The organism is Solibacillus sp. FSL R5-0691, assembly GCF_037974225.1.
Classification (GTDB): Bacteria; Bacillota; Bacilli; order Bacillales_A; family Planococcaceae; genus Solibacillus.
In genome coordinates this window covers 1,979,719-2,003,352 of record NZ_CP150231.1, presented here as the reverse complement: position 1 = coordinate 2,003,352, position 23,634 = coordinate 1,979,719, and the positions used below count along the sequence as shown (strand labels likewise).

The window sequence follows — 23,634 nt, the reverse complement described above, 5'->3', positions numbered from 1 at the left end:
ATAGTTTAATAATAGGCACTTATACTATTATCATGTTTATTATACTATCTACGTTAACGATTTAAATGATTAGACAATATTATAATGGGAAAGAAAATTAAAGGGGAGATTTCTAATTTTCGGATATTTAATGTTTCAAATCTGACTCATATGTACGATTCAAAATTCACCTTTTTTCCCCATATTACTTTTATTCAAAAGAATTGAACCACCTTGAATAAATAAAAAAAATCCAATAAATTTTACGGTGATTTGCCACAAAAGATGAAGATCTGAAACATAAATAGTAATTATTTTGGCTCCAATTAATAATAAAATTAAACCTAATATTTTTTTCAAAGTAATTCCCTCTTATTTATTGCGACTTATTTATAAAATTCAATAAAATTGTTAAATTTCCTTTCACAACGAGCTAAATTGTGGAGAACGTTAGGTCAATAAAAAATGATAAGATTGGCCTTACTATGGTTCAAAACCTACATAAAAAGGTGTGAGATAATGCGTTCAACGAAAATAATGTTATTAGGAATCTCAATAATGCTAATCGCATTATTTATCCAAAATGAAGAAGGGATTAATCTTTATGGAAGAGAGATATTTATTTTAGCTTTTGGCTTTATCTTGTTACTAATTGGATTCTTTTATAAAGGTAAAAAGCAATAACAGTTAAACGATTTTCACAGGGAGATAAAAATAAATACAAAATTCAAATATCTAAACCAGTAATACCAAAAGGAAAAGTAACAGCATATCATTTAAACGTTCGCTCTAAAGCATCAAACAGTGGAAAAGTGTTAGGATCTATTGCTAAAAACAAAGAAGTAGAAATACTTGGCAATGAAAAAGGCTGGTATGTCATTTCCTATAAAGGAAAAAAAGGCTATGTGTACAGTCGATATATTAACTTATTAAAATAATGTGCAAACACTCATTCGGGAAAAGCGGATGAGTGTTTTTTATAGTTGAAAACCAGCCAAGAAACAATTTATATGCCGGTTAAGAAATTATTGATAAAGAGTACAATCCGGCGCGCATCCACAATGTTTATATAGAACCGCGCTTTTTTCATTGGAACTATGTTATTTAGGAACATTCTTTGTTTTATTATGTATTAAGTTATACTATATTTTTTATCAAATGCTATTTAACAAATCGGAGGAATTATTTTGAGCATCGCAACTTATATAGGTTTAAATTTCGAGGTAGCACTTAGTGATGAAATTATCGATGATGAAATAGAGATTCATTATTGTTTTTCAGATGAGGAAAACCGTATGACTGTAAAAGAAAAACATTTTACTACACAATTTGTTTATGAGATTATGGAGAAATCCGAACAAATTTGGAATATGAATGAGTACAACCAGCAATATTCACCACATAATTTTGAAAAAGCTCAAACAACATTTATTCAGTTATGTGAATTTCTAAAAGAATTGATTCCAGAAGGCGATTATTGTGAAATATATATATGTTGGATAGGGGATGAAAACGATCCTATGGAATATAAGTTATCTATTGATTTAAATAACCCAACAATCAAGCCGTTTGAATACTATGAGAAATGTTATATTAAGTTTTTTAAGGAAAAGAAATTTTAATATATTTTGCAAAAATATCCTTATTATGTTATTTTTAATTAAAATGATTGATTAATCAATCAATATCATATTTAGGCGGGGTAAAATGAAAAAAACGATAGAAGAAAAGAGACAAAATGTATTAGAGGTAGCGACTAAATTATTTGCAGAAAAAGGATACGAGGCTACAACAATGGCTGAAATTGCTAAGTTTGCAAACGTAGGCTTTGGAACAGTTGCTACATATTTTGAGAACAAAGAAAATTTATTATTAAAATGTGTTGAAGAACCAATGACAGATTTTTTAGAGAAGGCACTAAGTTTTAAGACGCAACCGAATGATTATAAAGAGGAAATTAATCAAATGACATTGCATCATTTTAAACTATTTAGTGAAAAACGCTTATATTTACTATTATTAATTCATGTTACCTCACAGTGGGAGAAGTATATGAAGCCATATCTTATTGCGAATAAGGCAGCTAGGGAATTATCAGATAAAATTGAGCTGTTGATTCAAAATGGTCAACGAGAGGGGAAGATAGCTGAGGCCAATCCTAATATTTTAGCCATTTCATATGTGTCGGTTTTATTAGGTCTGTTCTTATCTAATACAGATCAATTTTCGGAAAATGTTATAAAATTGTATGCTGAAAATGCTACACGTTTGTTTGGATTGCAATAAGCAATCCTTTTCTTAACTAAATAATTGATTGATTAATCAATCAAAATTTGGAGGTTGTATATGAATTTCAGAGATTTTAATAGGAGTGTACAAATTCGAATTATATTAAAATTTTTTACAGTTATTACAACTACAGCGGTTTTACCATTTATTGTTTTATATTTTGCAAACATAATGGGGAGTGTAAAAGTTACTATTTTAACAATAGGAATAGGCTTGGTAACGTTATTTGGCGGTATTATTGGCGGTCAAATTACGGATTTAAGGGGGAGGAAATTATCAATTATTATAGGAGAGTCGATGACAGCGATTGGTTTTATTCTATTATTGTTGGGACAAATATTTACTGAATACATAATTTTTCTGAGTATAGTAGCTTTTAGTTTAACGAACTTTTTTACAGCCATGGCTTTACCAGGATATAGTGCATTGATATTAGATGAAACAACGAAAGAAAACCGAAAAAGTGTTTATATTTATTCGATGTGGACGTCATACTTGGGATTTGCAATAGGTAGTTCACTTGGCGGGATTTTATTTGCAAAATATAAAATTTTACTGTTTACTCTCATCATTATAAGCTCGATAATTACAGTTATTGTTATCGTTAAGTGGATTCCTGAAACACTTCATAAGGCTAAACAAGAAAATTCTATATTGACCAAAGAAGAGGAAGAACACTCTACGAATGATTCCATTTGGATCGTTGTATGGAAGAATAAGATTTTATTTTTATTACTATTTTTAGGATTTGTATTTAGTCTAATGGATAATCAAATTGGTTATTATTTAAGTTTGTATTACTATGATTTATTTGGTGAAGAAAGCTATTCGCTATTAGGATTTTTACGTACAGAAAATACAGTGATTGCTGTTGTATTTTTATTTATAGTAAAGAAATTACTTGTTCGATTTAAAGAAATGAACGTAGCTTTAACAGGAGGCATTTTACTGTTTGTGGGTTATATTTTATTAAGTATGCTGCAAACACAACCACAACTATATAGTGCCATGTTTTTAGCATCGGTAGGAGAAATATTGCTATTCCCCGCAATACAGGGCATTTCAGCTAACTATATTCCAGCATCTTTTAGGGGGAGATATTCAAGTTTAGCCAATAATGTAGGAATGCTAGGAGGCATGTTCGCAGTAACGTTTATGTTATTTTATCCATTAGGACTGCCTGTTATTGTAACAATTAGTTATCTTATAATAGGTATATTAACTTTTTTAGCACTATTAATTTTGAAATTGATGGTTGGGAAAGTATAAAGTAGTATGTATCAGAAAATGAGTCGTTTAAATATACACATAAACTGATACCCCTTTAAACAATAATCGATGCGATATCTTCAATAAGAAAATCGCGTTTTTCCGTTATTCAGACTTATTGTAGTATAGCCTGCTTTAGTTGAATACCACCAAACATCAAATAACACATGATTTTCTATTTATAGATAAATTATACAGTTTGATTTATAATAATTTTAAATACTTAAAGGTGGAGTGATTGAATGTTAAAATTTGTAGATGACTTGGCAGGCGCAGTCTTTGATATATTAAAGTCAACTTTATACTATATTTCATACTTCATTGTCGGTTTTACTCTAGTCGCTTTACCCTTATTTTTACTTGCTAAAATATTTGAATGGCTGTTATAAATTTGTTAGTCTTTGATGCACAAAAGCTCCCGTTAGTTACTAAGATCGGGAGCTTTAAATTTTTCTTGAGTGATATAAATACACACTTGAAGCTATACTTTGAATAAAATAAGTTATCATAATAATCATTATAAATGCTTCTATTGGAACTAATTTCAATACACCAACTAAAATAACTCCTAGTATAATCCCGCCTGACAAGATTGAATAGGAAAGAGATTTGGATTTATAAATTAATTGTAGTCCTCGTTCATCTTTAGACTCCTTGTCACTTTCAAATCTAATCTTATAAATCTCCGCTGCTATTACTAATATAACTAAAAAGAAAATAGCATATTCTATAATTAAACTCATTTATTCTCCTCCTTGTAATTAAAGATAGTTGTAATAGGAACGTCTAATGCGTTCGCCACTTTAAAAGCCAGAATTAACGATGGGTTGTATTTATTTTTCTCCATGGCTGCGATTGTTTGACGACTCACTCCTATCTGGTCCGCTAATTGTTGTTGTGTCAATTTCTTTCTTGCTCTAAATACGTGAATTTCATTTTCTAACATTAATAATCACCTGTGCCTTTAAATTAATTGTAATATATTTACAACAAAATGTAAAGAATATATTACAATTCAAATACTAAAACAAAATTTAGAAGTGTAGCTTATCATCTTTTAATGGCATTTATTATTAACCATTCGGGCGCAATTCTTCACTAAGAAGGTTGCGTTTTTCCGTTATATGGTCATGTAGTTGAATAACCTACTTTTATGAACGTTGGCCAAACATCCCCTGGGGATCTGTGTTTACGAGTATGATACAATTTAAATACCAAATATTAGGGAGGTTTCGCTAAGGATGGCAAAAGAAATTATTAACGTTGTTTTAGCAATGAAAACCTTTGATACATCTAAAATGGATTCGTGGACTGATGAACAGTGGCAGGAATTTGTGGGAGAAGAAAAAGACCACGAAGGCATACAATTGTTGTTGATAAATGATAACAGTTTTTATCTAAAAATAACCGGTATTCACTTTGATGAAGAGACTGAAGAAATAGTTTTTAATTTTGATACACAAAATAAAATGAATAAAAATATAAAGATTCAATTCGGTCACTGGCAAATTGATGACAATATCTATAATCTTATTGCGAAAAAACCACTATATTTGGATAATTTTTCTGGGGTTAGAAGTTTTCAAAAATGCGTAAAGCGCTCTAATTTAAATGAGTGGGACAAGACAATAATTGAAATGAAAATTATAGATGCAGAAATAAATATAATTATTAGAGACCTCGAATTACAATTAATTAAACATTTTACACAAATTTTTTAGGTTCCAAAAAATACGTTTACAAAGGAGGGGTTAAATGACTAATTTTTTCTTAATCCTTATGATTTTCTTAATTGTTGTTGCAAATGTTATTGGATTTATATCCTACAGGAAAAAGGAAAATCTATACTCTTGGGCTTTTGCAATATTTATATCAGCAGTTTTATTTGGGGCAATCGGGGGTGTATTAGCACTTTTAGTTATTCGTGATGCTTTTGCGATATTTTACGGTTTCCAGATAGGGCAATATTTACTAATAAACAGTGTTATTGTTCTTTTTATTGCCATTTTAATGACTGTAATAAGGAAATACAACAGAACTACCTAATTCACCACTCTCCAGGTCTGCCATAAATACTTTTTTGTTTTTTGCAGGTATGGTCGGAAGCTATTATCTATACACAGTTCTGGTGGCTGGTTTTTTTCCTAAATCATATATGATGATTTGGATTTTCATGACTATTATCTCGCCATTTTTGGCTATTGTATGTTGGTATGCAAAAGGAAAAGGTATTGTAGCTATAACTATTTCATCAATTATATTTATGCTTATTACAAGACAGGCTTTTGGTTTTGGAGTTTGGTATTTTTACATTAAATATAATCTTGAATTGTTACTCTGGTTCGCCACAATTTTTGTTTTATATCAGTCTCCAAAACAAATAATTCAGGTGGTAACAATAGGTATGATTCTTCGGTTCCTTACCAATGAGATCAATCTATTCTGGGGGATGTTATAACTTCTATTTACCCTCTTACAGGAACGCTTTTTCATTAAGAGGCAAGTAGTAAAAGAGATGACGAATGAGCGCGATTCTTAATTTTTACAAAAAGGTAACTATATTGAGAATAAAAGCGTGATTTGATCCATTACAAAACACGCTTCTTCGTTTTGTATTTTTCTCAGGCTTAATGAGTTACTCATCTAGCTCTAAGGGTAAAAAAGCATATTCTCCGTCCTTAATAATTTCACATTTACGGACTGGAATAGGATGTTTAAAAATGGGCCCATCTAATACTGTAGTATGGAACTCTCCACCTTCTCCGCAAGGGTCAACCCCACGAGCTTCAAGTTCCTTCACGTAATCATGAGTTAACATTCGCCCTAAATCGTCTTCTCGCATTCCAAGTGATAAATTTACAGTTACAATAATCGTCACAAAACCTAAATTTATGAACTCTTCGACAGCTTGATGATGATCCATTCCCCATAAAGGCATTCCAAGCTTTAATCCAGCATACTTCGTAACTTTTTCATGCCAACACCCATGTTCCGGCATATCTAAGTCTCCAGTTACTAACACTTCAGCTCCTTGATTTTTAGCCTTTTCTAAAAGATGTATAAATACTTTTTCATAATCTGTCCAACTTGCAGCTGCAGTATATACGGGCAAACCTATGGATTTAGCTTGGGCCTGAATGAGTTCCGGAGGCATTCCATGAGATCTTGAACGTTTTCCTTCTTCCTCCAGCATGACAATCAGTCCAACCGCTTCTCCAACCATCATTGCTTTATATAGAGCTAAGGCACTATCCTTTCCTCCGCTAAAAGAAGCTATAAATTTTTGCCCGTAAGCACTATTTTTCCAATCCATTAATTCTGCCATTTCTATCTTTCCCCCTTATATTTAATGACTTTAATGAGTTTTCATAGCTCTAATTATTTGTTTAATTTTATCACGAATGGACCTTATAAATAGGCTAGTATTGTATCCTGGTAGAATAAGGTTGAAATAAAAGAAAAAATTATTTCAATAAAATTCCTTCATACGACAGAGAATTGAGATGTCCGATCACTAAATGAGGTTATTCCAGTATGCAATTTTAGGGCGCGTTCCTTGTATTAGGAGAGGGTCTTTTTTCCTTTTCCTTTAAAGGGCAAAATAATTGAACTCAGCCTGATTTTTCTAGGTTACAATTTAGAAGATATTGTTAAAAAGTGACGGGTAGGAATATTGAAATTAAAATGAGAGATTTAAAGATTAGGGGGAGTACGATGAAAAAAGTTTCAATTTTATTGATTATAGTCGTTTTATTGGTTCTCGCCTCTTGTGGAGGACCTTTTAAATCAACGGCCTCGATATTGATAGTTATTGAAAAGGGGCATTCAAGTGACTTTAAAGAGTATTGGATTAAAGCATACGATCCGAATAATCAAACTAAAGAAGAAGCATTTAAGATTGTAGTTCAAGAAGAAATGGTATGGAACTTAATTGAGGAAAATAAAGAATATTTTTCTTTATATTCAAAAGAAGGAGATAAATCCTGGATATTAGAACAAATCGAACATATAGAAAATCAATAATGTTGGAGCTGTTGGTTAAGTATGTCCATCCATTAAATAATCAACCTAAAGTATTATGTTAATATTTCCCTTTTTATTTTACGATAGTTAATACAAGGTCAAAAATGAACTAGTAGACTACTTGAGAATTGAAAGAGGGGGAGAAAATGAAAGCTATAATTCAAAGTGAATTTGGGGATGCAAATGTCCTTTCATACAAGGATGTTCAAATACCGGAAATTGGAGATGAGGAATGTTTAATTAAGGTCGCTTATACAAGTGTGAATTATGCAGACATTAAAAAACGGATTGGGAATAAAGGAAAAGGGAATTTTCCTTTAATATTAGGGTTAGATTGTGCCGGGATAATTGTAGAAACCGCTCCTACTTCGAATTTTTCAATTGGCGATCGTGTCATTGCATTTCCTAAAGATGGCTCCTATGCAGAATATGTACGTGCAAATGAAAAGCTAGTTTTTAAAATTCCTGACACACTTTCATTTGAACAGGCAGCTGCAATGCCTACAGTAGCCATCTTGTCGTACCTACTATTACATGAGATAGGGCTAGTAAAAAAATCTGATACTATTGTTATACATAGTGCTGCTGGCGGTGTAGGTTCAATGCTTGTTCAATTAGCGAAAATTGCAGGCATTCAACAAGTCATTGGAACAGTCGGTAATCTTGAAAAAGCTAATTATGTGAAAGAACTAGGGGCTGACGTAGTTTGCACTTACGAAACATTTACCGAAGAAGTCTTAACAGTTACAAAGGGTCGAGGTGCAAACATTATATTCGATTCTGTTGCAGGTTCTGTAACAAGTAGAAGCTTAGATTGCTTAGCTTTATATGGGACGCTTGTTCAATTTGGAAATAGCAGTGGGGAAGCTGGTCACTTTAAAACAAGTGATGTTCATAGTAGCTGTCGAAACATAAAAGGATTTAGCCTAGGTACAACAAGGGAACATGATCCATTACGATTAGCGCCTGTTGCTGAAAAAGTAATTGAACTATTTAATTCACAACAGATTTCACTTCCAATTGCACAAATTTTTAATTTAGAGGATGCTGCTGCAGCTCATGAATTAATTGAGAGCCGGAATTATGAAGGGAAAGTTTTACTGAAAGTCTAGTGGAGAAAAGTTAACTGAATCAAGTAGGGCGCGTTCCTTTAATAAGGATACGCCCTTTATTTCATTTACCAGTGAGCGGAAGAGGATTATAGCTTTAATCTATACTTTTTCTATGTCTGCCTTCAAATCTTTAAACCATTTCAAGTTCACTAGATGGTGAGAACGAGAATTTTCATTCATGCGGCGAAAATAATCAATTTTACCAGGAGATTCATTGGTGTTGGCTAAGTATTCATCAAGAAGAGCGATTCTAGCTTCCGTTTGATCAATTTGGGATTGGATTAATTCTAATAATTTATTCGTATCAAATTCATCTGCAAACAATAATGCCCCGTAGAATTGTAAGTTTACATACTCGGATTTAGTCCCATATTTGGTCATTAACTTTTCGAATTCTTCAATCCCTAAAGAGGTGATTTCATAGGGATGAATTTCGCGTCCATTTTTAGAATGAGTCTGATGTGTTTGTTCTATGAAACCTTTCTCTTCAAGTTGTTGCAAATTGTAATAAAATGATCCTTTAGTGAAGTTCACGATATATTTATAATGCCGCTTTTTCATTAAAGTTAAAAGCTCGTAGCCATGAGCACCAGGATTTTGCATAAGTAAGCCAAGGATAAGTAAGGGAATCAAAGTTGCATCACCTTTGCCATATTTTCTTCAAATTCTTTGTATGTGATTTTACCAAGAGCCAAATTCATACTTTGAATATAAATTTGTTCCGTTTTCGAATAGTTATTAGTGATTTGTAGGGATTGTTCCTCTTCAGCAAGAGGCTCTAAAATATGACCCTTTTTCGAAAATGCTTCGTAGTAACGATAACCGAATTTTCGTTGGGAAACAGCGTTCAAATGAATACCATCCGGATTGGCCGTTAGCCCTTCTGCTGTTACGAAATAACAATTTTGCTGTTCATCTGCAAATCTACGTAATTGATCATTAATTTCTTGATACTCTGTAGAATATTTTCCGAATCCGGTTTTTCCTAAAAATTCACCAAGACCTCCGATGATTAACGGAACATCTTCAAGTGCTAATTCTTTTCTCAAAGAGTCAATAATTAAAGATAATTTTTCATAATAGGTTTCATGAAGAGAATTATTGCTATCACTTTCACCTTGGTGCCAAAGTATACCGCAAATTTCGCTAGACTCTAGTGCGAAACGAGCTTCAGATAAAGCATGTTGAAAAAGAGTACCTTGAGGATGCCAGTCATTTAAGGAACTGCCACCTTCTGCACAGGGTATTAAACCAATTTCTTCATCCGGGTTGGCTTTTGACCATGCCTCTGCAAATGAAGCTGCTAAACTTACCCCAGCAACAGGGCGGTCATAATTAATAGGCTCTGTCATCATTTGCCACTGTCCGTTACGAAGCATTTTTATTTTTTCATTATAGATTGGGTCGACTTCATGCAAAAAGCCACGACCTGCCATATTGGATTGTCCTAACATCAAAAAAGATTTTATCATTTTATATTCATTCCTTTACTCAATAGTCTAATTAGACTTCAAAATTATATAGTCTAATTAGACTGTCGTCAATTCTTTATAGCTAAAGCTCAAAAGCGATTTAAACCTAATTTATTTTTAACAAATTGAACTATTTTAGTAAAAAAATGCAATATAAATTTCATTAATGACGTCTTATATATAGAACCAAAATGGAGGTGTTAAAAATGGTTAATAAGGAGGTTTATTCTAATAAATTCGATACTTATTCACTAGATACAATAAAATCAAAACCAATTGAAGCCATTGAAGACATTATGGATACTTATGGGGATGAAATTAAAAAATTCATTTATACATATTTGAGAAATGAAGCAGATACCGATGATGTTACACAAGAAGTGTTTGTGACTGTATATTTGAAGATAGATTCTTTTAAGGGGGATGCCTCTCTTAAAAGCTGGATCTACTCAATTGCCGCAAATAAGTGTAAAGACCACATAAGAAAGCACCGTTTACGTCCGCAAAATTTATTTCAACGACTAACTCAGCAAGATATCAAGAAAAACCAAAGTAGTGATCTAGCAGAAGAGTATATTCGAGGCAGTGTAAATGAAGGTCTTTTCGAAAAAATCATGGAACTCCCTGTTAAATATAGAGAAGTCATAATTCTTTATTATTATAAAGAGTTGTCCATTAAAGAGATCAGCTTTGTTTTGAAAGAAAAGGAAAGTACACTACAATCACGTTTAGTAAGGGCAAGAAAGAAATTACGAGAGATGATTAATAAAGGAGGGATTATTCTTGGATAAACATCTTAAAGAACTAAATTTTGAAGAGAAAATTAAGACCTCATTTACAGAAGATAATAAAAGAATGATAATGAATGAGATTCATAAAGTAGAACAAAATAGAATTACAAAGCCGCATTATTTTCAAAATATACTAACGGTCGTACTTACTGTAGGAGTTTTATTTTTTGGTTTTATTTATGTTAATAATCATGAAGGAACTAATGAAATTGCCGGAGATACTAATCAAACTGAAAATCATCTTGGTAAAAATCAAAATAATGAAGGCTCACTTGCTGTCTCAGACAATGATAAGGAACAGGAGAATGAGAAAAAAGTGTTGGAAGTTGGGAGGAAGTTTACTTTTTGGGACCCTGAGAGGTTTTATAAATACGATTACAAAACGGAAACCTATACTTATTATGATTTTTCAGACTCTAATTACAATTTATATGCGGCGCACCTTAAGGCAGCAGTAATTACAGATAATGCTATCTATATGAGTCCAAATGAATTAGAACCATCTATATATGTGCAATATTTAGAAAGTATTATTTACTTGTTAGAAAACATAGAACATGGAGAAGATAAAGAAAAAAATGAGGAATTTAAAAAAGCGGCGCAACTAGCTAAACTAGCGCTTAAACAGGGTGTGAGCAACTGGGAACCTACATTAGAAGAGCTGCATGAAGTGTTACATGAATTAGATGAACATTATAATACTAACCCCTTTAAAGATGGAATTACAGGTAGTAATGGAATACGATTACTTGCCGATCCAGAGGAGTAGCAATGTCAAACTGGTTCCTAATTAGCACTTACTCGAGTGCTTTAATTCAAGGAGGGATAAAGCATATTACGGTAAAGAATTAAAGCAACAGTAAACTTGAAATCAGAAGGGGAAATTAATGAGAAAGATTTTTACTGGGATAGTTTTAATAACAATATTTTTAACTGCGTTTCTATTTTATAATCACAAACAACTGCCTGATAAAGAAGATGTATTTAAAATCACCAAAAATTGGTCTCAAGGAACAGAAGAAGTCTATTTAGTGAGGAAAATTGGTGAGGAATGGTTAACCATTTATAGAGACAATCATTCGATTACGATTGCCCGGTTAGAGCAAAACTGGTTAGGGTATTGGGACATAATAAATGAAGATGGCAGCAAAACTACAATATCTACGATTGATTATCATATATCGCAGAGTGATCAATTAAATTGGAGTGCAGGTTCAAGAGGGGAAATATCACACTACTTCGGTCAAATTATCAATCCTGATATTAAGAAAATAGAAGTCGAAACTCAAAAAAACCACTTTGAAGATGCATTAATAATTAATTCGGGAAAAACTCAATTTTTTTACATTAAAACTAATGGGGAGTTAGTATTGCCTGTAAATATTAGAGGACCTTCTGAATCTGGTAAGTTAATCTATTCTACACTTAAACCAATTAAAAAGTAAATTTTTGATATTTTCTTCTACCACAATTTTTTGGAAGAATTTGAAAATAGTCTTAATAAATCTAGCGGGGTTTTTCAATATGTAATTTGTTATTCCCTTATAGAAGATCGTGTTTTTCCGTTATAGGCCAGATTATGGAGCAACAAAAATTTAAAATAAGAAAGAGTAAGTATTTTTTTCAAGAATAAATAAAAGTTTGCAGGGGGTGTATTCATGTTGAAAAAAAGATTAGTTTTAATAATTGCAGTATTTTTATCGTTAGTAATTGTGGGCTGTAATGATGAAAACTCAATTGAGAAAAAAGAAAATAAAATTCAACACAATTGGAATGAAAGTCCATTATTTGAATCGGGCGACTATACAATGATTGGTGAAGAAGGACGATTAGGTTTTATCTATGATGATAGCGAAGATCTTAGATTTTATCCTAATAAAGTCAATAAATACATGTGGCATTTTTGGGGTGAAGAACAGGAGCTTGAAGGAGAGGTGAAAATTACTGCCACACATGAAAATGATAATGAAGAAATCTATGTCACTGGTGGGGGAATAAGTGGTGCAAATAACGGGGCAGATCGTCATATGCCATCTAATATGAGTTTACCTAAGAGTGGAATGTGGAAATTAGATGCTTATATTGGTGATAGACTATTTGGAAGTGTATATGTGAAGGTTCATAAGAAGTAATGAATTATTAGACTAAAAAAAGAAAATGAATGATACTCAAAAATCTGGGCGCTTTCCTTGAATAAAGGAAAGCTTTTTGTATTAAAGGGCTAAAAAATAGTGTAAAAAGAACATGAGTGAAGTAGAACCATTACAAAAGGCGCGGCCGAATGAAAAACCTCATTCGAGCTACGCCTTTTCAATTTATATTTTAAATTGGTGAACTAAACCGCGCAATTCACTTGCAGTTGTCGTAAGTCCTTCTGTAGCGTCAGTTATTTGAGCTACTAATGCTAATTGTTCCTCAGTTTCACCTGAAATGGTTACCGCATGTTCCGAAGTGCCGCGTGATAGTTCGGCAACCGATTCAATAGAGGCATTAATTTCTTCCATACTTGCAGCCATCTGTTCTGAAATGGCTGATAGCTCTTGTATTTGTGCATTAGATTTTTCAAATTCACTGACGATGTTTTCAAATGTTTCGCCAGCTTGACTCACATAAACAATGCCACTCTCAATTTCTTTATGTGTATGGCTCATAAATTCGGAAACCCTCACAGTGTCCTTTTGTATTGCGCTTACAATGTCTGAAATCATTTTAGCTGATGCATTGGATTGCTCAGATAACTTACGTACTTCATCGGCTACGACAGCAAATCCTTTCCCATGTTCACCAGCTCTTGCCGCTTCAATCGCAGCGTTTAATGACAATAAGTTGGTTTGGCTTGATATATCAGTTATAGCTTTTGTTATATTGCCTATTTCTAATGAGCGTTTTTCTAATTCCTTAATAACATCATTTGTTTTCGTATTGGCTTCATAAATCGTTGTAATTTGATGAACCGCTTTTTCAACGTTTGAGAAGCCTTGTTTTGCCTGAGTCATTGATTGTTCCGATGATTCAGCAATATCCGCTGTGTTTTCTGAAATGTTCGCTATGCCAATCGTCATTTCACTAATTGCGACTACACTTTGTTCAATCATTTCCTGTTGATCCGAAAGGCTATCCGTGATGTTCGTCACCGATTTAACGATATGTTCCGTTGAACCAACATTTTCTTTCGCATTTTCTAACACATTTTCCGAAGAACGCTCGACTATATCGGAATGATTGGAAACTTCCTGGAGCAATATCTTCAAGTTATCGGCCATCTTATTATAGTTGTTCGCTACATCTGTAATTTCGTCACTTTTAGATGCCGTAAGTCGTTGTGAAAAATCCCCTATACCGGCGCTTGTCAGAACAGCCGAAACGTCGCTTAAACGCTTTTTAATGCCTTTTGAAAAGTAAAGACTTGTTACGGTTGCTAAGACAATCATAATTAAAACGACAATAACAAAGCTCTTTATGATCTGAGAGACAATGGAGGTAATCATTGACTGCGAGGCTCCTATATAAAATATTCCAATTACTTCCCCGTTGCTTTTTACTAATGGTTCATAGGCTGCTTGATATTTATTCCCTGCAACATCGGCTTCACCGTAGAATTTTTCCTTATTCTTTAAAACTGCAGTCGCTACTACATCGGAAACTTGTGTCCCAATTGCACGCTCCCCGTCAATTTTTACATTCGTAGTAACACGTGTGTCGCCTTTAAAAATTGTGACAGTACCATCCGTATCTGCCCCAATATCATCTACAATCTCATAATTTTCATCTATCAGAACATCCCCTTTATACAACTGGTTGTTCTTCAGATTCCAGTCACCCGGATATCTTTCATTAATATAGCGATAGGCTAAATCTAAATCGCTTTTTGCTTTTTCTAGCGCAAAATCTTTTACTCCTGAACGTACTTGATTGGTAACTACTAAACCAATAATCAGTGAAAATAATAATATAACACTAATAAATAGCAAATTTATTTTGGTGCCTAGTTTAAAACTTATTGTTTTCTTCTCCTTATTTTCACTAAATGTAGGTCTAAGTTCTTATGACATTTAACAATTATATAGCAGCTTGGCATAAATTTCTATTGTTAATATATTCAAAATTAATGTTTTAATATTGGAAATTCTGAAGGTAAACTAGTATTATTACTTTGTTTAAAGAACAATGGCTCGGTAGTGCATAACTAACCAACCTCAAATGTTTTTTGTACAGTTATTGGTGGTCTTTTAATAAAGATTGATAATTAATAATTTAGTTCGATCATTTGTAGTAAAGTTTGATAAAAAACTTTATGGTGTAGAGGTTTTCTTATTCCATAATCTGGGCGCAATTCTTCAATAAGAAAGCCACGTTTTTATAAGATCTATTTTTTATTAATATGAGTAGTTATTATGACGATATATCAATTAGTACTTACTTCTTGGAGGAAACACAATTATGAAAAACAAATTACTACTCTCGGCAATGGCTTTGGCAATTACTACACCAGCTATTGTCGTTCCAATGACCAGCTCAACTGTTGAAGCTGCTACATATGATAAAGTTTTTAAAGATGTTACAAAGAATAATGTGAACTATGATATTATTCATGAAATGGCGTCACAAGGAGTGATCAATGGTTACGAAGATGGTACATTCCGAGGTGGAGTAGAAATTACTCGCCAACACGCAGCATCATTAGTTTATCGCTACTTAGGTGGAAATCTAGCTGTCGTTAATAAAAACGTGAAGATGCCAAGCGATTTAAATGAAAAGAATAGCCATGCGAAAGCTGTCTATGCATTAATGCAAGCGGGTTTATTGTCTGCTGATGCAAATAATAAAGTTAGTCCGAATACGCCTTTAACTCGTGCAGAAATGGCAAAAATCTTAGTAGTAGCCTTTGATGTGAAAATCAAAGCTCAATACGATTTTGCAGATACAGTTGAGGGTGACGCGGAAACACGCGATTATGTCCGTGCTCTCTATTCAAATGGTATAACAACAGGTTATTTAGAAGATGCGACATTCCGTCCGACTGAATCATTAACACGTCAACAATTCGCGGTATTTATGCACCGTTCCATTAATGTTGATCCCGAGTTTGTAGCGGAACCGATTGAATTACCTAAAGAAGAAGGTGTCATAGACATTCCAACGACTGGCTATAATCCATATGAATTGAACTTAGTAAAAACGCCAGTTTCTGAGTATGAGAAGTATAGTGATAAATATGCGGATATTTTAGCTAACCAAAAAACACCAAAAGTAGGTAACTTATCGGCAGAGGAACTATCTACATTCCAGGCACAACAATTGGCGATGTACAAAGAGTTTTTGAAAGCAGATAGTAATACAACAATGCCAACGTTTGTGGCGAAAGAAGAATTTATAGAGGCTTTTGCTCAACGTGAGGGTGTTTCAACTGCAGACATGATTAAAATCTTCAATTATGTTCAAAGTACAGGCGCAGTTTATAAAGGTAATAAGATGGCCATTTACTATAAGTATTATGAGGCTACTAAAGCAGGTTCATATCATAAGGTTGAGAGAACTAGATAATTTATTTAACCCCTTATACCATAATCTATGTGCGTTTATTTGGGAACGCGCTTTTAATTTACATAATCTAAAGAAGCAGTTTAGTTCAAAAGGGCAACGGGAAAATAAGCAATTATATACTAAACTAAAAGGTTAAAATTGAGTGGATAAAGTTAGGAGATAAAAATGCGTAATAAGAAGGTACGAGGTTTAAAGCGAAAAGCAGGAAATATGATAAAGCGTATTGAAGAAGAAACCACTTATTTTCCTTTGGATTTTTATCATGGATATTGGCATCTTCATTTACCAGTTGCCCAAGATTTTATTGATTCAGATAGGACCCCTTTTGGAATTAAGCGAGTTTGTGTCCAAACTTTATTAGAACGTGCTAAACATTTGATTGAAAGCAAACCGAATAGTCTTGATAAGTTTCGAGTGATTGTTTATATTAGTTTCCCAGCGTTGTTTGATTCCCAAATTATAGTGTTTGTTGGTGATTCTCACTTCGAGGGATTCTTCAATAGAAATGACGAATTTCAAAAGTGGATGCCCCTTTCCAAAGAACGAAATTTTGAAAGTGAATGGAGAATAAATATCCCTCAAAATATGAATGTTTTAGGATTTAAAGAAGAAATAACCGATGAAGATGGGGGAATTTATAAAAGAGATATTTGGTTTATAGGTGAATTAAAGTAGGTTGTACATAACATTGTTCCTAAACTAACGGAATAAGAAAATCGCATTTTTCCATTATAGGTCCATTTAATGAACTACGAAACTTTTCTTTAAAGTTAAACGTAAAAAAGATTAACTTGATTGAGGGGTGGAGATATACATTGTTTAAAATTGTGCCTAAATGTATTAAATGCGATAAAGAAATTAAGGGAAACGAAGTAGTTTTTGTGAAAATGCGTTATCCAGAACGAAAAGGTATGACTGAAATTAAAGCCTATATACAAAATGAAGGAAGAATAATTTGTGAGGATTGCTATAATATTAAGACTAATTAATGGTTAAAGAATTATGGCGCGCTTTCCTTAATGTGCTTTCTCCAATTATAGGGCCATTTATAGTATTAGAACCAAATCCTAAGTAATTGCGGAACCACCTGGAATGTTGATTAGTCAACATTCCAGGTGGTTATTTTAATTAGAACATGTTAAATTACAGAGTTGAAATATGATTTGAAAAGGAGGCTACCATTCAAATTTTAACTAAGCTAGAGGATAAAAAATTAAGGTATGGATGCTTTAGTAAACCATAACTCAGAAGAAATAGGTGTAGATATTCCACCCAAAGGCAACCATTTGTTTGGGGTAGCCCGATATTTCCATTATTTAGTTTATAATTGAATGGGAAATACATAGAAAAGAGGAATATAATGAGCCTTTATCGTTATTTTGCTTCCAAAAACCCTTTACCAGTTGTTACAGCTTTAGATGAAAACCATTTCGGAGAACAGTTTGAAGTTCTTCCTTGTAGACAAAACCCTCCTATCGAGGCAGGCGGTCAAATTCAAAAGTCTAATATTTACAAAGTAAGAGGGAATAATAGTGAAATGTTTTTAAACCAACTTGTTGACTATATTAAGGAAAATGTTGAAGAACAAAACCGAGTGGAATTTTGGTCAATATGGCACAATGAAAAAGTACCTTCTAAAAATATATATCGGATCAATCCGCAGCAAATAACGATTGAAGATTTAAAGTTTTTAAATGAAAATGACAATTGCTGGATTAAATTTTTCTTTAAAAATAATAAGTGAAATGAGAATAAAATTTCACACAAGGTTAATCTAATTTTAGTTAAGGGTGATTTTAGTGGGGAAATATATTTTGATTTTGTCTTTAACACTTTTATTATTTGGTTGCCAACAAATCAATGAAGAAAAGGCTGATAATACTGATAGTGTAGAAAGTGTTAGTATCTATAAAATGATAGGATTTTCGGAGATTATAGAGGAGTCGTTAAATGTAATAACAGATTCAGAAGAAATCAATAGTATTGAAGAAATAATTAAGGGTGCAGAGAAGGTTGCCGGTATTGTTGATGTATTTGACCCACATTATCAAGTTGAAATCGGAGAAAAAACATATTATCTCTGGGTACATAATAAAGAGGCTGCCACAATAATGGATGAAGAGGATACTCGTACAGTTTATAAAATTTCTGGTAATTTAGTTGAACGATTAATTGAAATTATTCATCAGTAATAACTCTGACAAGAGACAAATGCTGTTAATTCAACACTTGGCTCTTTTTTTGTGCTCAAAAACTTTGATTTAAGAATGTTATTATAATTATTTATGTAAAAATTTAAATTCTCTTTCACTAGAAAAATTAATAAAAAAACTTACTTAACTTCAATTACAAAGACATAGCTTGAACTTCCCTTTTTCCAATAGGCTGAGAGGCTATAAATATAAAAACCTTTTTCATTTGGGACGGATAATACATTTTCATTTAATGGAGCATTTGTTATTTCATTGTTACTGGACCATATCGATGCGGTTAACGTGTTTTCCAATGGTTTACGATGGAATTTTATTTTTACGTCAGCACCAGGTGATACAACAACTGGGGTGATTTTATGATGTTCAATCAGGTCAGGTGGCGAAATCATATCAACACATTGTGTTTTAAGAAGCCCATTCCAACAATAAGAGCTTTGTGCCACTTCTACTGTCTTATTTTCAATTGTAAGGACTGGTTTAGGTGGTGCAGAGTTAATTGCAACATACATTCCGCCTACTAATACAACTACGGCTAATAAAGAAGATAATACCTTTTTCATACATACCTCCTTTAGAATTTTTAAAGACGGCTGATTCCACTAAAATGTGACATTGAAGTAAAAGACATCTACAATTCGATCTAATAATCCTTCTAGAAAGTGTTCATAAATTCCTCTAATGTTCTTGTTGTAAGGGGATAATGTTATTCTTAATCTCATGAATGTATTCTTGAAAAGATTGAGGAAATCAAATAAATAATGAATTAAATGAGTAAGACTGGTTGACAGAGGTCTCTTTATTAAAAAAAGGCGTTTAGCTGAACAACGAATTACCGATTGGGCGTCCTGAAATCAAAGGAATGGCCCTTTTTGGCATTGGCTATTTTCTTTTAAATTGTTTTTGGTGAATAAACACCATTTTGCTTTATTTCAAATTGAATAATATAATATCATTTTATTAAGAGGGGGGAAACGTATGCAGACTTTGCAATTATTTTATAAAAAAACAACAAAACGGCAGCGATTATTCTTTAGTATCCTTGTCTGCTTATTTATAGCATCCCTGATTTGGGTTAATCAAAACCATGCTTTCTATAAAAGCTCAATTGCTGAACTGATAGAAATAACAGATATTAGTTCAACGGAAGTGGAAGATCCAAATCATAATAAAGATGTGTTATACCAACAGAAATTGGTTGCTGAAGTGAAAAATGGTGAGGAAAAAGGATCGAGAATTAATCTTATAAATGACTATTCCATGTCGCAAGGATTTGATCAGAAATTTAATGTAGGTAGTGAAGTGTTTGTATCGATTAACTCTGTGACTAGAGAAAATGAAATACTGACTGGTTCAATTACAGGTGTAAAACGGGACAAATACCTCGTCGTCGTTTTATGGGTTTTTATTTTTATTTTACTTATAGTTGGTAAAAGACAAGGTCTGTTATCTGTAATTAGCTTGGCTTTCAATGCAACATTATTATGGTTTGCACTTGATATTTACATAAAATATGCAAATCAAAGCTTATTATGGATATGTGCACTGAGCATTATCATCTTTACAGTTTTTTCATTATTGCTTGTAAATGGTAGAAATGAAAAGACATTCGCAGCAATTATTGCCACTTTAGTAGGCACATTTTTATCACTCGCCATTACATACCTATGTTTAGTTATTACAAGCGAAAAAGGACTGCATTATGAAGAATTACAATTTATTACACGACCATATAAAACCGTCTTTCTAGCTGGATTATTTATCGGCTCTTTAGGAGCGGTAATGGACGTTGCCATAACGATGTCTTCTTCTCTATTCGGATTGTATGAAAAAGATCCGACTATTTCTATTAAGGCGCTTACTAAATCAGGTTTAGAAATTGGTAAAGATATAATGGGGACAATGACCAATATATTATTTTTCGCATATGTCAGTGGATCGATTCCAATCCTTTTACTATATTTTAAAAATGCGTCACCGTTTGGATATACAATGTCCATCAATCTATCCTTAGAACTTGTACGTGCGTTATCTGGCGGGATTGGTATTGTATTGACGATCCCAGTTGGATTATACACAACTATGTTTTTTATAAATAGAAAGAAGGCACAATCATGAATGTATTAGTATTACTATCGGGAATATTATTCATGTTAATGGCAATCATCGGCGGGAAAAAGGGGATTCGTTCGTTTATTGCGCTATTTTTAAATTTTGGTGTAATCGTTGTGTTGCTATTTTTCATGAATGATCCTACACTCAATCCAGTTATCCTTACACTCATCGCCTGTGTATTTATTAGTTGTATTAATCTTTTTTACATTAATGAAGTGAACTGGACAACAAAAACCGCTTTTTACGCAACAATCGTCACAACAATTGTATTGGTTATCTTTATTAGTTTCATCACGAATAGTGCGATGATACAAGGGTTTGGTGAGGAAGAAACCGAAGAAATGGGGATGTTCTCATTTTATATCGGTCTTGATTTTGTGAAAATTGCTGTATCTGTTATTATCATGAGTACGATTGGTGCGATTACAGACGCAGCCATTGCCATTGCTTCTCCAATGCGTGAAATGCATATTCATCATCCGCGTATTGAACGAAAAGAACTCTTTTATTTTGGATTAAGCATCGGTCGTGATATTTTAGGAACAAGTACCAATACATTATTTTTTGCCTTTTTTGGAGGTTACTTAGCTTTACTCATATGGTTTAAAGATTTATCTTATACTTTTGGGGAAATCTTCAATTCTAAAGTATTCAGCAGTGAATTGATTACCATTTGTTGTGCAGCTATTGGTGTGACCCTTGTTATACCAGTTACAGCTTGGATTACAGCATATTTTTTAACACGTAAAAAGACAGATATTATATCTTAATTTAAAGCATCCCATTTATCTCTTGGAAAAACATTAATTATATTAGCTGCCGATCAATAATTTAAACCCAGCTTATCTGTAATAAGATAATAGCTGGGTTTTTAGTATTCTCTCAACGTAACAGTAAAAAGCAGCTAGGTAATAGATAAACTATAAAAACTTTAGCTACCATAAGAGTTAATCGGTTACTTTTAGCGTGTCGATAACGATTTTTGCAGCTTCAGCAATAAGCGCATCATCATAAGTGGCGTCAGCTGTCTCACGGTCAGATAGTATGGCGATTACAATTGGTTTGCGGTCTGGCGGCCATACTATGGCAATGTCATTTCTTGTTCCGTAAGCACCAGCTCCACTTTTATCCCCCACAATCCAACCTTCGGGGACACCAGCGCGGATTAATTTGTCTCCCGTAGCATTTCCGATAAGCCAATCGTTCATGAGTGACTGTTTTTCTGAAGAAAGCACGTCATCAAGTGTGAATGCCTTTAGACTTTGGGCAAGTGCTTTTGGTGTACTTGTGTCGCGAGACTCTCCCGGCGTAATAAAGTTTAAATCAGGCTCGAATCGCTCAGATTCCGTCTCCGTATCGCCGATTTCCCTAAGGATCGATTCAAATCCTGCAGGACCTTCAAGCTCATTGAACAGTAGGTTACCTGCCGTATTGTCACTGTAACGGATGGCAGCTTCTGAAATATCACTTAATGACATTCCTGTATCTACGTGATTTTCTGTAACAGGTGAATATGTAACTAAGTCTTCCTTATTGTACGAAATGATTCGGTCAAGATCTTTTATCTCGTTTTTGGCAAGAATTGCACCTGCAGCAAGCGCCTTGTATGTTGAGGCGAAAGCGAATCGTTCATCTGCACGATAGGAGATGCTCTTTTCAGTTTCGGTATCAACGGCATAAACGCCGAGACGTGCATCAAACTGGTTTTCCAATTGTGAAAACGCCTCTTCTGTAGAATGTTTTCCCTCTGTCTCATTAGTTTCCTGATTGGAAGGGGAAGCAGTTGTTGAATCTCCATTTGTGCAGCCAGCCAGCGTGATAATCGTTAACATTGATAAAAATAGAGTTGATATTAATTTATGTCGCCTAGAAAATGAACTCATCATAATAGTTTCCTCATTTCTTTAATTAATAATAAAGCTAATAGACCTTGGTTGAATCCACCTTTCTGTATTAGCATCCTTTAAAACAGAAACTATGCTTTTAAAACTGAAAAGTACAGTAATTTTCACTGTTTTAGGGGTACTGGTTGCTGGTCAGATTCCAATCATTTCTGCCATGGCAAATGATTCTACTCATTATAATTTTAAAAATGAAAACGTGCTTTATATGGACTTAAGTGAGGAGTTTGCCAACTTTGAAGGTAGCTTTGTGTTATATGATAGCCAAGCGGATCAATATCACATTTATAATGAAGAAAAAAGCACTTTAAGAGTATCCCCGAACTCTACTTACAAAATATATAGTGCATTGTTTGGATTAGAATCCCAAGTGATATCAGCTAATAATTCAATAATTAAATGGAATGGTACCCAATATCCGTTCGAATCGTGGAATTCTAATCAAAATTTATCAATGGCGATGCAAAATTCAGTAACTTGGTATTTTCAGGACATTGATAAAAGAAACGAGGCAGAAACAATTCAATCCTATTTGAAGCAACTCAAATATGGTAATTCCGACATGTCTGGAGGAATCGATCAATTTTGGCTCGAGTCATCCTTGAAAATTTCTCCGGTAGAACAGGTTCAATTATTAAAAAGCTTATCTACCAATCAGTTAGGATTCAAGGAAGAAAATATCCAAACCGTGAAAGAAGCAATGAAACTTGAACAAAGAAATAGTAGGGAACTTTATGGAAAAACAGGTACAGGGACCGTTAATGGCAATGAAATAAATGGTTGGTTCATCGGGTATGTAGAGAGTGCGGAAAATACGTATTACTTTGCAACCAATATACAGAATGAAGAAAATGCCTCCGGAAAAAGGGCGGCAGAAATCACTTTATCCATTTTGAAAGAGAAGGGGATATATTAAGTGAAGCTCGATA

The 23,634-nt window shown here is 33.2% G+C and carries 30 protein-coding genes; 21 read left to right on the top strand and 9 right to left on the bottom strand.

All coding sequences use genetic code 11. The features are described from left to right. Window positions 1-159: 159 nt before the first annotated feature. The gene (locus MKY51_RS10015) at window positions 160-339 is read right to left on the bottom strand and encodes a hypothetical protein (protein WP_339171576.1); all 180 of its coding nucleotides are present in this window, start codon (window positions 337-339) and stop codon (window positions 160-162) included. A 159-nt stretch (window positions 340-498) separates the two neighbouring features. Here MKY51_RS10015 and MKY51_RS10010 point away from each other — a divergent pair, with 159 nt between their 5' ends. The 5 genes from MKY51_RS10010 to MKY51_RS09990 all read left to right on the top strand — a co-directional run bounded on the left by MKY51_RS10010 (window position 499) and on the right by MKY51_RS09990 (window position 3,926). Beyond that, a complete protein-coding gene (locus tag MKY51_RS10010; RefSeq protein WP_339171575.1) occupies window positions 499-663 on the top strand; it encodes a hypothetical protein in 165 nt (54 codons plus the stop codon). 503 nt (window positions 664-1,166) lie between these two features. Further along, window positions 1,167-1,601 carry a hypothetical protein gene (locus MKY51_RS10005; protein ID WP_339171574.1) on the top strand — a complete coding sequence of 145 codons (435 nt, stop codon included), beginning with the start codon at window positions 1,167-1,169 and terminating at the stop codon, window positions 1,599-1,601. Window positions 1,602-1,686: 85 nt separating this feature from the next. Next, complete coding sequence (locus MKY51_RS10000) at window positions 1,687-2,265, top strand: TetR/AcrR family transcriptional regulator (protein WP_339171572.1); 579 nt, start codon at window positions 1,687-1,689, stop codon at window positions 2,263-2,265. 60 nt (window positions 2,266-2,325) lie between these two features. Beyond that, a complete protein-coding gene (locus tag MKY51_RS09995; protein ID WP_339171570.1) occupies window positions 2,326-3,537 on the top strand; it encodes an MFS transporter in 1,212 nt (403 codons plus the stop codon). A 242-nt stretch (window positions 3,538-3,779) separates the two neighbouring features. Further along, entirely contained in the window at window positions 3,780-3,926 is a 147-nt protein-coding gene (locus tag MKY51_RS09990; protein WP_339171567.1) for a hypothetical protein, read from the top strand. Window positions 3,927-3,980: 54 nt separating this feature from the next. Here the strand turns inward: MKY51_RS09990 and MKY51_RS09985 are convergent, their stop codons facing one another. Further along, window positions 3,981-4,280: a hypothetical protein gene (locus tag MKY51_RS09985; RefSeq protein ID WP_339171565.1), complete on the bottom strand. Its 300-nt coding sequence runs from the start codon at window positions 4,278-4,280 to the stop codon at window positions 3,981-3,983. Beyond that, a complete protein-coding gene (locus tag MKY51_RS09980) occupies window positions 4,277-4,483 on the bottom strand; it encodes a helix-turn-helix transcriptional regulator (RefSeq protein ID WP_339171562.1) in 207 nt (68 codons plus the stop codon). The genes MKY51_RS09985 and MKY51_RS09980 overlap by 4 nt, the downstream gene beginning before the upstream one ends. A 295-nt stretch (window positions 4,484-4,778) precedes the next feature. Between MKY51_RS09980 and MKY51_RS09975 the strand changes: the two genes are divergently transcribed. Next, on the top strand, window positions 4,779-5,258 hold the full coding sequence (locus MKY51_RS09975) for a hypothetical protein (protein ID WP_339171560.1): 480 nt from the start codon (window positions 4,779-4,781) through the stop codon (window positions 5,256-5,258). 34 nt (window positions 5,259-5,292) lie between these two features. Next, window positions 5,293-5,583, top strand: a complete 291-nt coding sequence (locus tag MKY51_RS09970) for a 3-isopropylmalate dehydrogenase (RefSeq protein ID WP_339171558.1) — start codon at window positions 5,293-5,295, stop codon at window positions 5,581-5,583. A gap of 589 nt (window positions 5,584-6,172) precedes the next feature. Here the strand turns inward: MKY51_RS09970 and MKY51_RS09965 are convergent. After that, complete coding sequence (locus tag MKY51_RS09965) at window positions 6,173-6,862, bottom strand: diphthine--ammonia ligase (RefSeq protein WP_339171556.1); 690 nt, start codon at window positions 6,860-6,862, stop codon at window positions 6,173-6,175. A 389-nt stretch (window positions 6,863-7,251) separates the two neighbouring features. Between MKY51_RS09965 and MKY51_RS09960 the strand changes: the two genes are divergently transcribed. Further along, complete coding sequence (locus tag MKY51_RS09960; protein ID WP_339171553.1) at window positions 7,252-7,560, top strand: hypothetical protein; 309 nt, start codon at window positions 7,252-7,254, stop codon at window positions 7,558-7,560. A 146-nt stretch (window positions 7,561-7,706) separates the two neighbouring features. Continuing rightward, complete coding sequence (locus MKY51_RS09955; protein ID WP_339171551.1) at window positions 7,707-8,672, top strand: zinc-binding dehydrogenase; 966 nt, start codon at window positions 7,707-7,709, stop codon at window positions 8,670-8,672. A 99-nt stretch (window positions 8,673-8,771) separates the two neighbouring features. Here MKY51_RS09955 and MKY51_RS09950 read toward each other — a convergent pair whose 3' ends face one another. Then, window positions 8,772-9,305, bottom strand: coding sequence for a PadR family transcriptional regulator (locus tag MKY51_RS09950; RefSeq protein ID WP_339171549.1), 534 nt, complete (start codon window positions 9,303-9,305; stop codon window positions 8,772-8,774). Beyond that, the gene (locus MKY51_RS09945) at window positions 9,302-10,144 is read right to left on the bottom strand and encodes a sialate O-acetylesterase (RefSeq protein ID WP_339171548.1); all 843 of its coding nucleotides are present in this window, start codon (window positions 10,142-10,144) and stop codon (window positions 9,302-9,304) included. Before MKY51_RS09945 ends, MKY51_RS09950 begins: the two co-directional genes overlap by 4 nt. A 206-nt stretch (window positions 10,145-10,350) precedes the next feature. Here MKY51_RS09945 and MKY51_RS09940 point away from each other — a divergent pair, with 206 nt between their 5' ends. The 4 genes from MKY51_RS09940 to MKY51_RS09925 all read left to right on the top strand — a co-directional run bounded on the left by MKY51_RS09940 (window position 10,351) and on the right by MKY51_RS09925 (window position 13,067). Further along, window positions 10,351-10,935 (top strand): sigma-70 family RNA polymerase sigma factor, encoded by a 585-nt coding sequence (locus MKY51_RS09940; RefSeq protein ID WP_339171546.1) that lies wholly within the window; start codon window positions 10,351-10,353, stop codon window positions 10,933-10,935. Next, window positions 10,928-11,704: a polyphosphate kinase gene (locus MKY51_RS09935; RefSeq protein ID WP_339171543.1), complete on the top strand. Its 777-nt coding sequence runs from the start codon at window positions 10,928-10,930 to the stop codon at window positions 11,702-11,704. Before MKY51_RS09940 ends, MKY51_RS09935 begins: the two co-directional genes overlap by 8 nt. Before the next feature lie 118 nt (window positions 11,705-11,822). Then, window positions 11,823-12,380 carry a hypothetical protein gene (locus tag MKY51_RS09930; protein WP_339171541.1) on the top strand — a complete coding sequence of 186 codons (558 nt, stop codon included), beginning with the start codon at window positions 11,823-11,825 and terminating at the stop codon, window positions 12,378-12,380. Between the two features lie 213 nt (window positions 12,381-12,593). Next, complete coding sequence (locus tag MKY51_RS09925; RefSeq protein ID WP_339171539.1) at window positions 12,594-13,067, top strand: hypothetical protein; 474 nt, start codon at window positions 12,594-12,596, stop codon at window positions 13,065-13,067. Between the two features lie 183 nt (window positions 13,068-13,250). Here MKY51_RS09925 and MKY51_RS09920 read toward each other — a convergent pair whose 3' ends face one another. Next, complete coding sequence (locus MKY51_RS09920; protein ID WP_339171536.1) at window positions 13,251-14,906, bottom strand: methyl-accepting chemotaxis protein; 1,656 nt, start codon at window positions 14,904-14,906, stop codon at window positions 13,251-13,253. Between the two features lie 469 nt (window positions 14,907-15,375). Between MKY51_RS09920 and MKY51_RS09915 the strand changes: the two genes are divergently transcribed. From MKY51_RS09915 to MKY51_RS09895, 5 genes are all read left to right on the top strand, one after another. Beyond that, entirely contained in the window at window positions 15,376-16,479 is a 1,104-nt protein-coding gene (locus tag MKY51_RS09915) for an S-layer homology domain-containing protein (RefSeq protein ID WP_339171533.1), read from the top strand. 165 nt (window positions 16,480-16,644) lie between these two features. Beyond that, window positions 16,645-17,154 (top strand): DUF3916 domain-containing protein, encoded by a 510-nt coding sequence (locus tag MKY51_RS09910; protein WP_339171531.1) that lies wholly within the window; start codon window positions 16,645-16,647, stop codon window positions 17,152-17,154. A gap of 140 nt (window positions 17,155-17,294) precedes the next feature. After that, complete coding sequence (locus MKY51_RS09905; RefSeq protein WP_339171529.1) at window positions 17,295-17,468, top strand: Fe3+ hydroxamate ABC transporter substrate-binding protein; 174 nt, start codon at window positions 17,295-17,297, stop codon at window positions 17,466-17,468. A gap of 371 nt (window positions 17,469-17,839) precedes the next feature. Then, window positions 17,840-18,223: a hypothetical protein gene (locus tag MKY51_RS09900; RefSeq protein ID WP_339171528.1), complete on the top strand. Its 384-nt coding sequence runs from the start codon at window positions 17,840-17,842 to the stop codon at window positions 18,221-18,223. A gap of 55 nt (window positions 18,224-18,278) precedes the next feature. After that, the gene (locus MKY51_RS09895; protein ID WP_339171526.1) at window positions 18,279-18,671 is read left to right on the top strand and encodes a hypothetical protein; all 393 of its coding nucleotides are present in this window, start codon (window positions 18,279-18,281) and stop codon (window positions 18,669-18,671) included. A gap of 140 nt (window positions 18,672-18,811) precedes the next feature. Here MKY51_RS09895 and MKY51_RS09890 read toward each other — a convergent pair whose 3' ends face one another. Beyond that, entirely contained in the window at window positions 18,812-19,252 is a 441-nt protein-coding gene (locus MKY51_RS09890) for a hypothetical protein (protein WP_339171524.1), read from the bottom strand. A gap of 415 nt (window positions 19,253-19,667) precedes the next feature. On the opposite strand from MKY51_RS09890, the gene MKY51_RS09885 reads away from it, so the two are divergent. Next, window positions 19,668-20,807, top strand: a complete 1,140-nt coding sequence (locus MKY51_RS09885) for a YibE/F family protein (protein ID WP_339171522.1) — start codon at window positions 19,668-19,670, stop codon at window positions 20,805-20,807. Then, complete coding sequence (locus tag MKY51_RS09880) at window positions 20,804-21,574, top strand: YibE/F family protein (RefSeq protein ID WP_339171520.1); 771 nt, start codon at window positions 20,804-20,806, stop codon at window positions 21,572-21,574. Before MKY51_RS09885 ends, MKY51_RS09880 begins: the two co-directional genes overlap by 4 nt. A 177-nt stretch (window positions 21,575-21,751) precedes the next feature. Here MKY51_RS09880 and bla read toward each other — a convergent pair whose 3' ends face one another. Further along, entirely contained in the window at window positions 21,752-22,690 is a 939-nt protein-coding gene (gene bla, locus MKY51_RS09875; RefSeq protein ID WP_339171518.1) for a class A beta-lactamase, read from the bottom strand. Window positions 22,691-22,742: 52 nt separating this feature from the next. Here bla and MKY51_RS09870 point away from each other — a divergent pair, with 52 nt between their 5' ends. Continuing rightward, window positions 22,743-23,621, top strand: coding sequence for a BlaR1 family beta-lactam sensor/signal transducer (locus MKY51_RS09870; RefSeq protein WP_339176609.1), 879 nt, complete (start codon window positions 22,743-22,745; stop codon window positions 23,619-23,621). Window positions 23,622-23,634 lie beyond the last annotated feature (13 nt).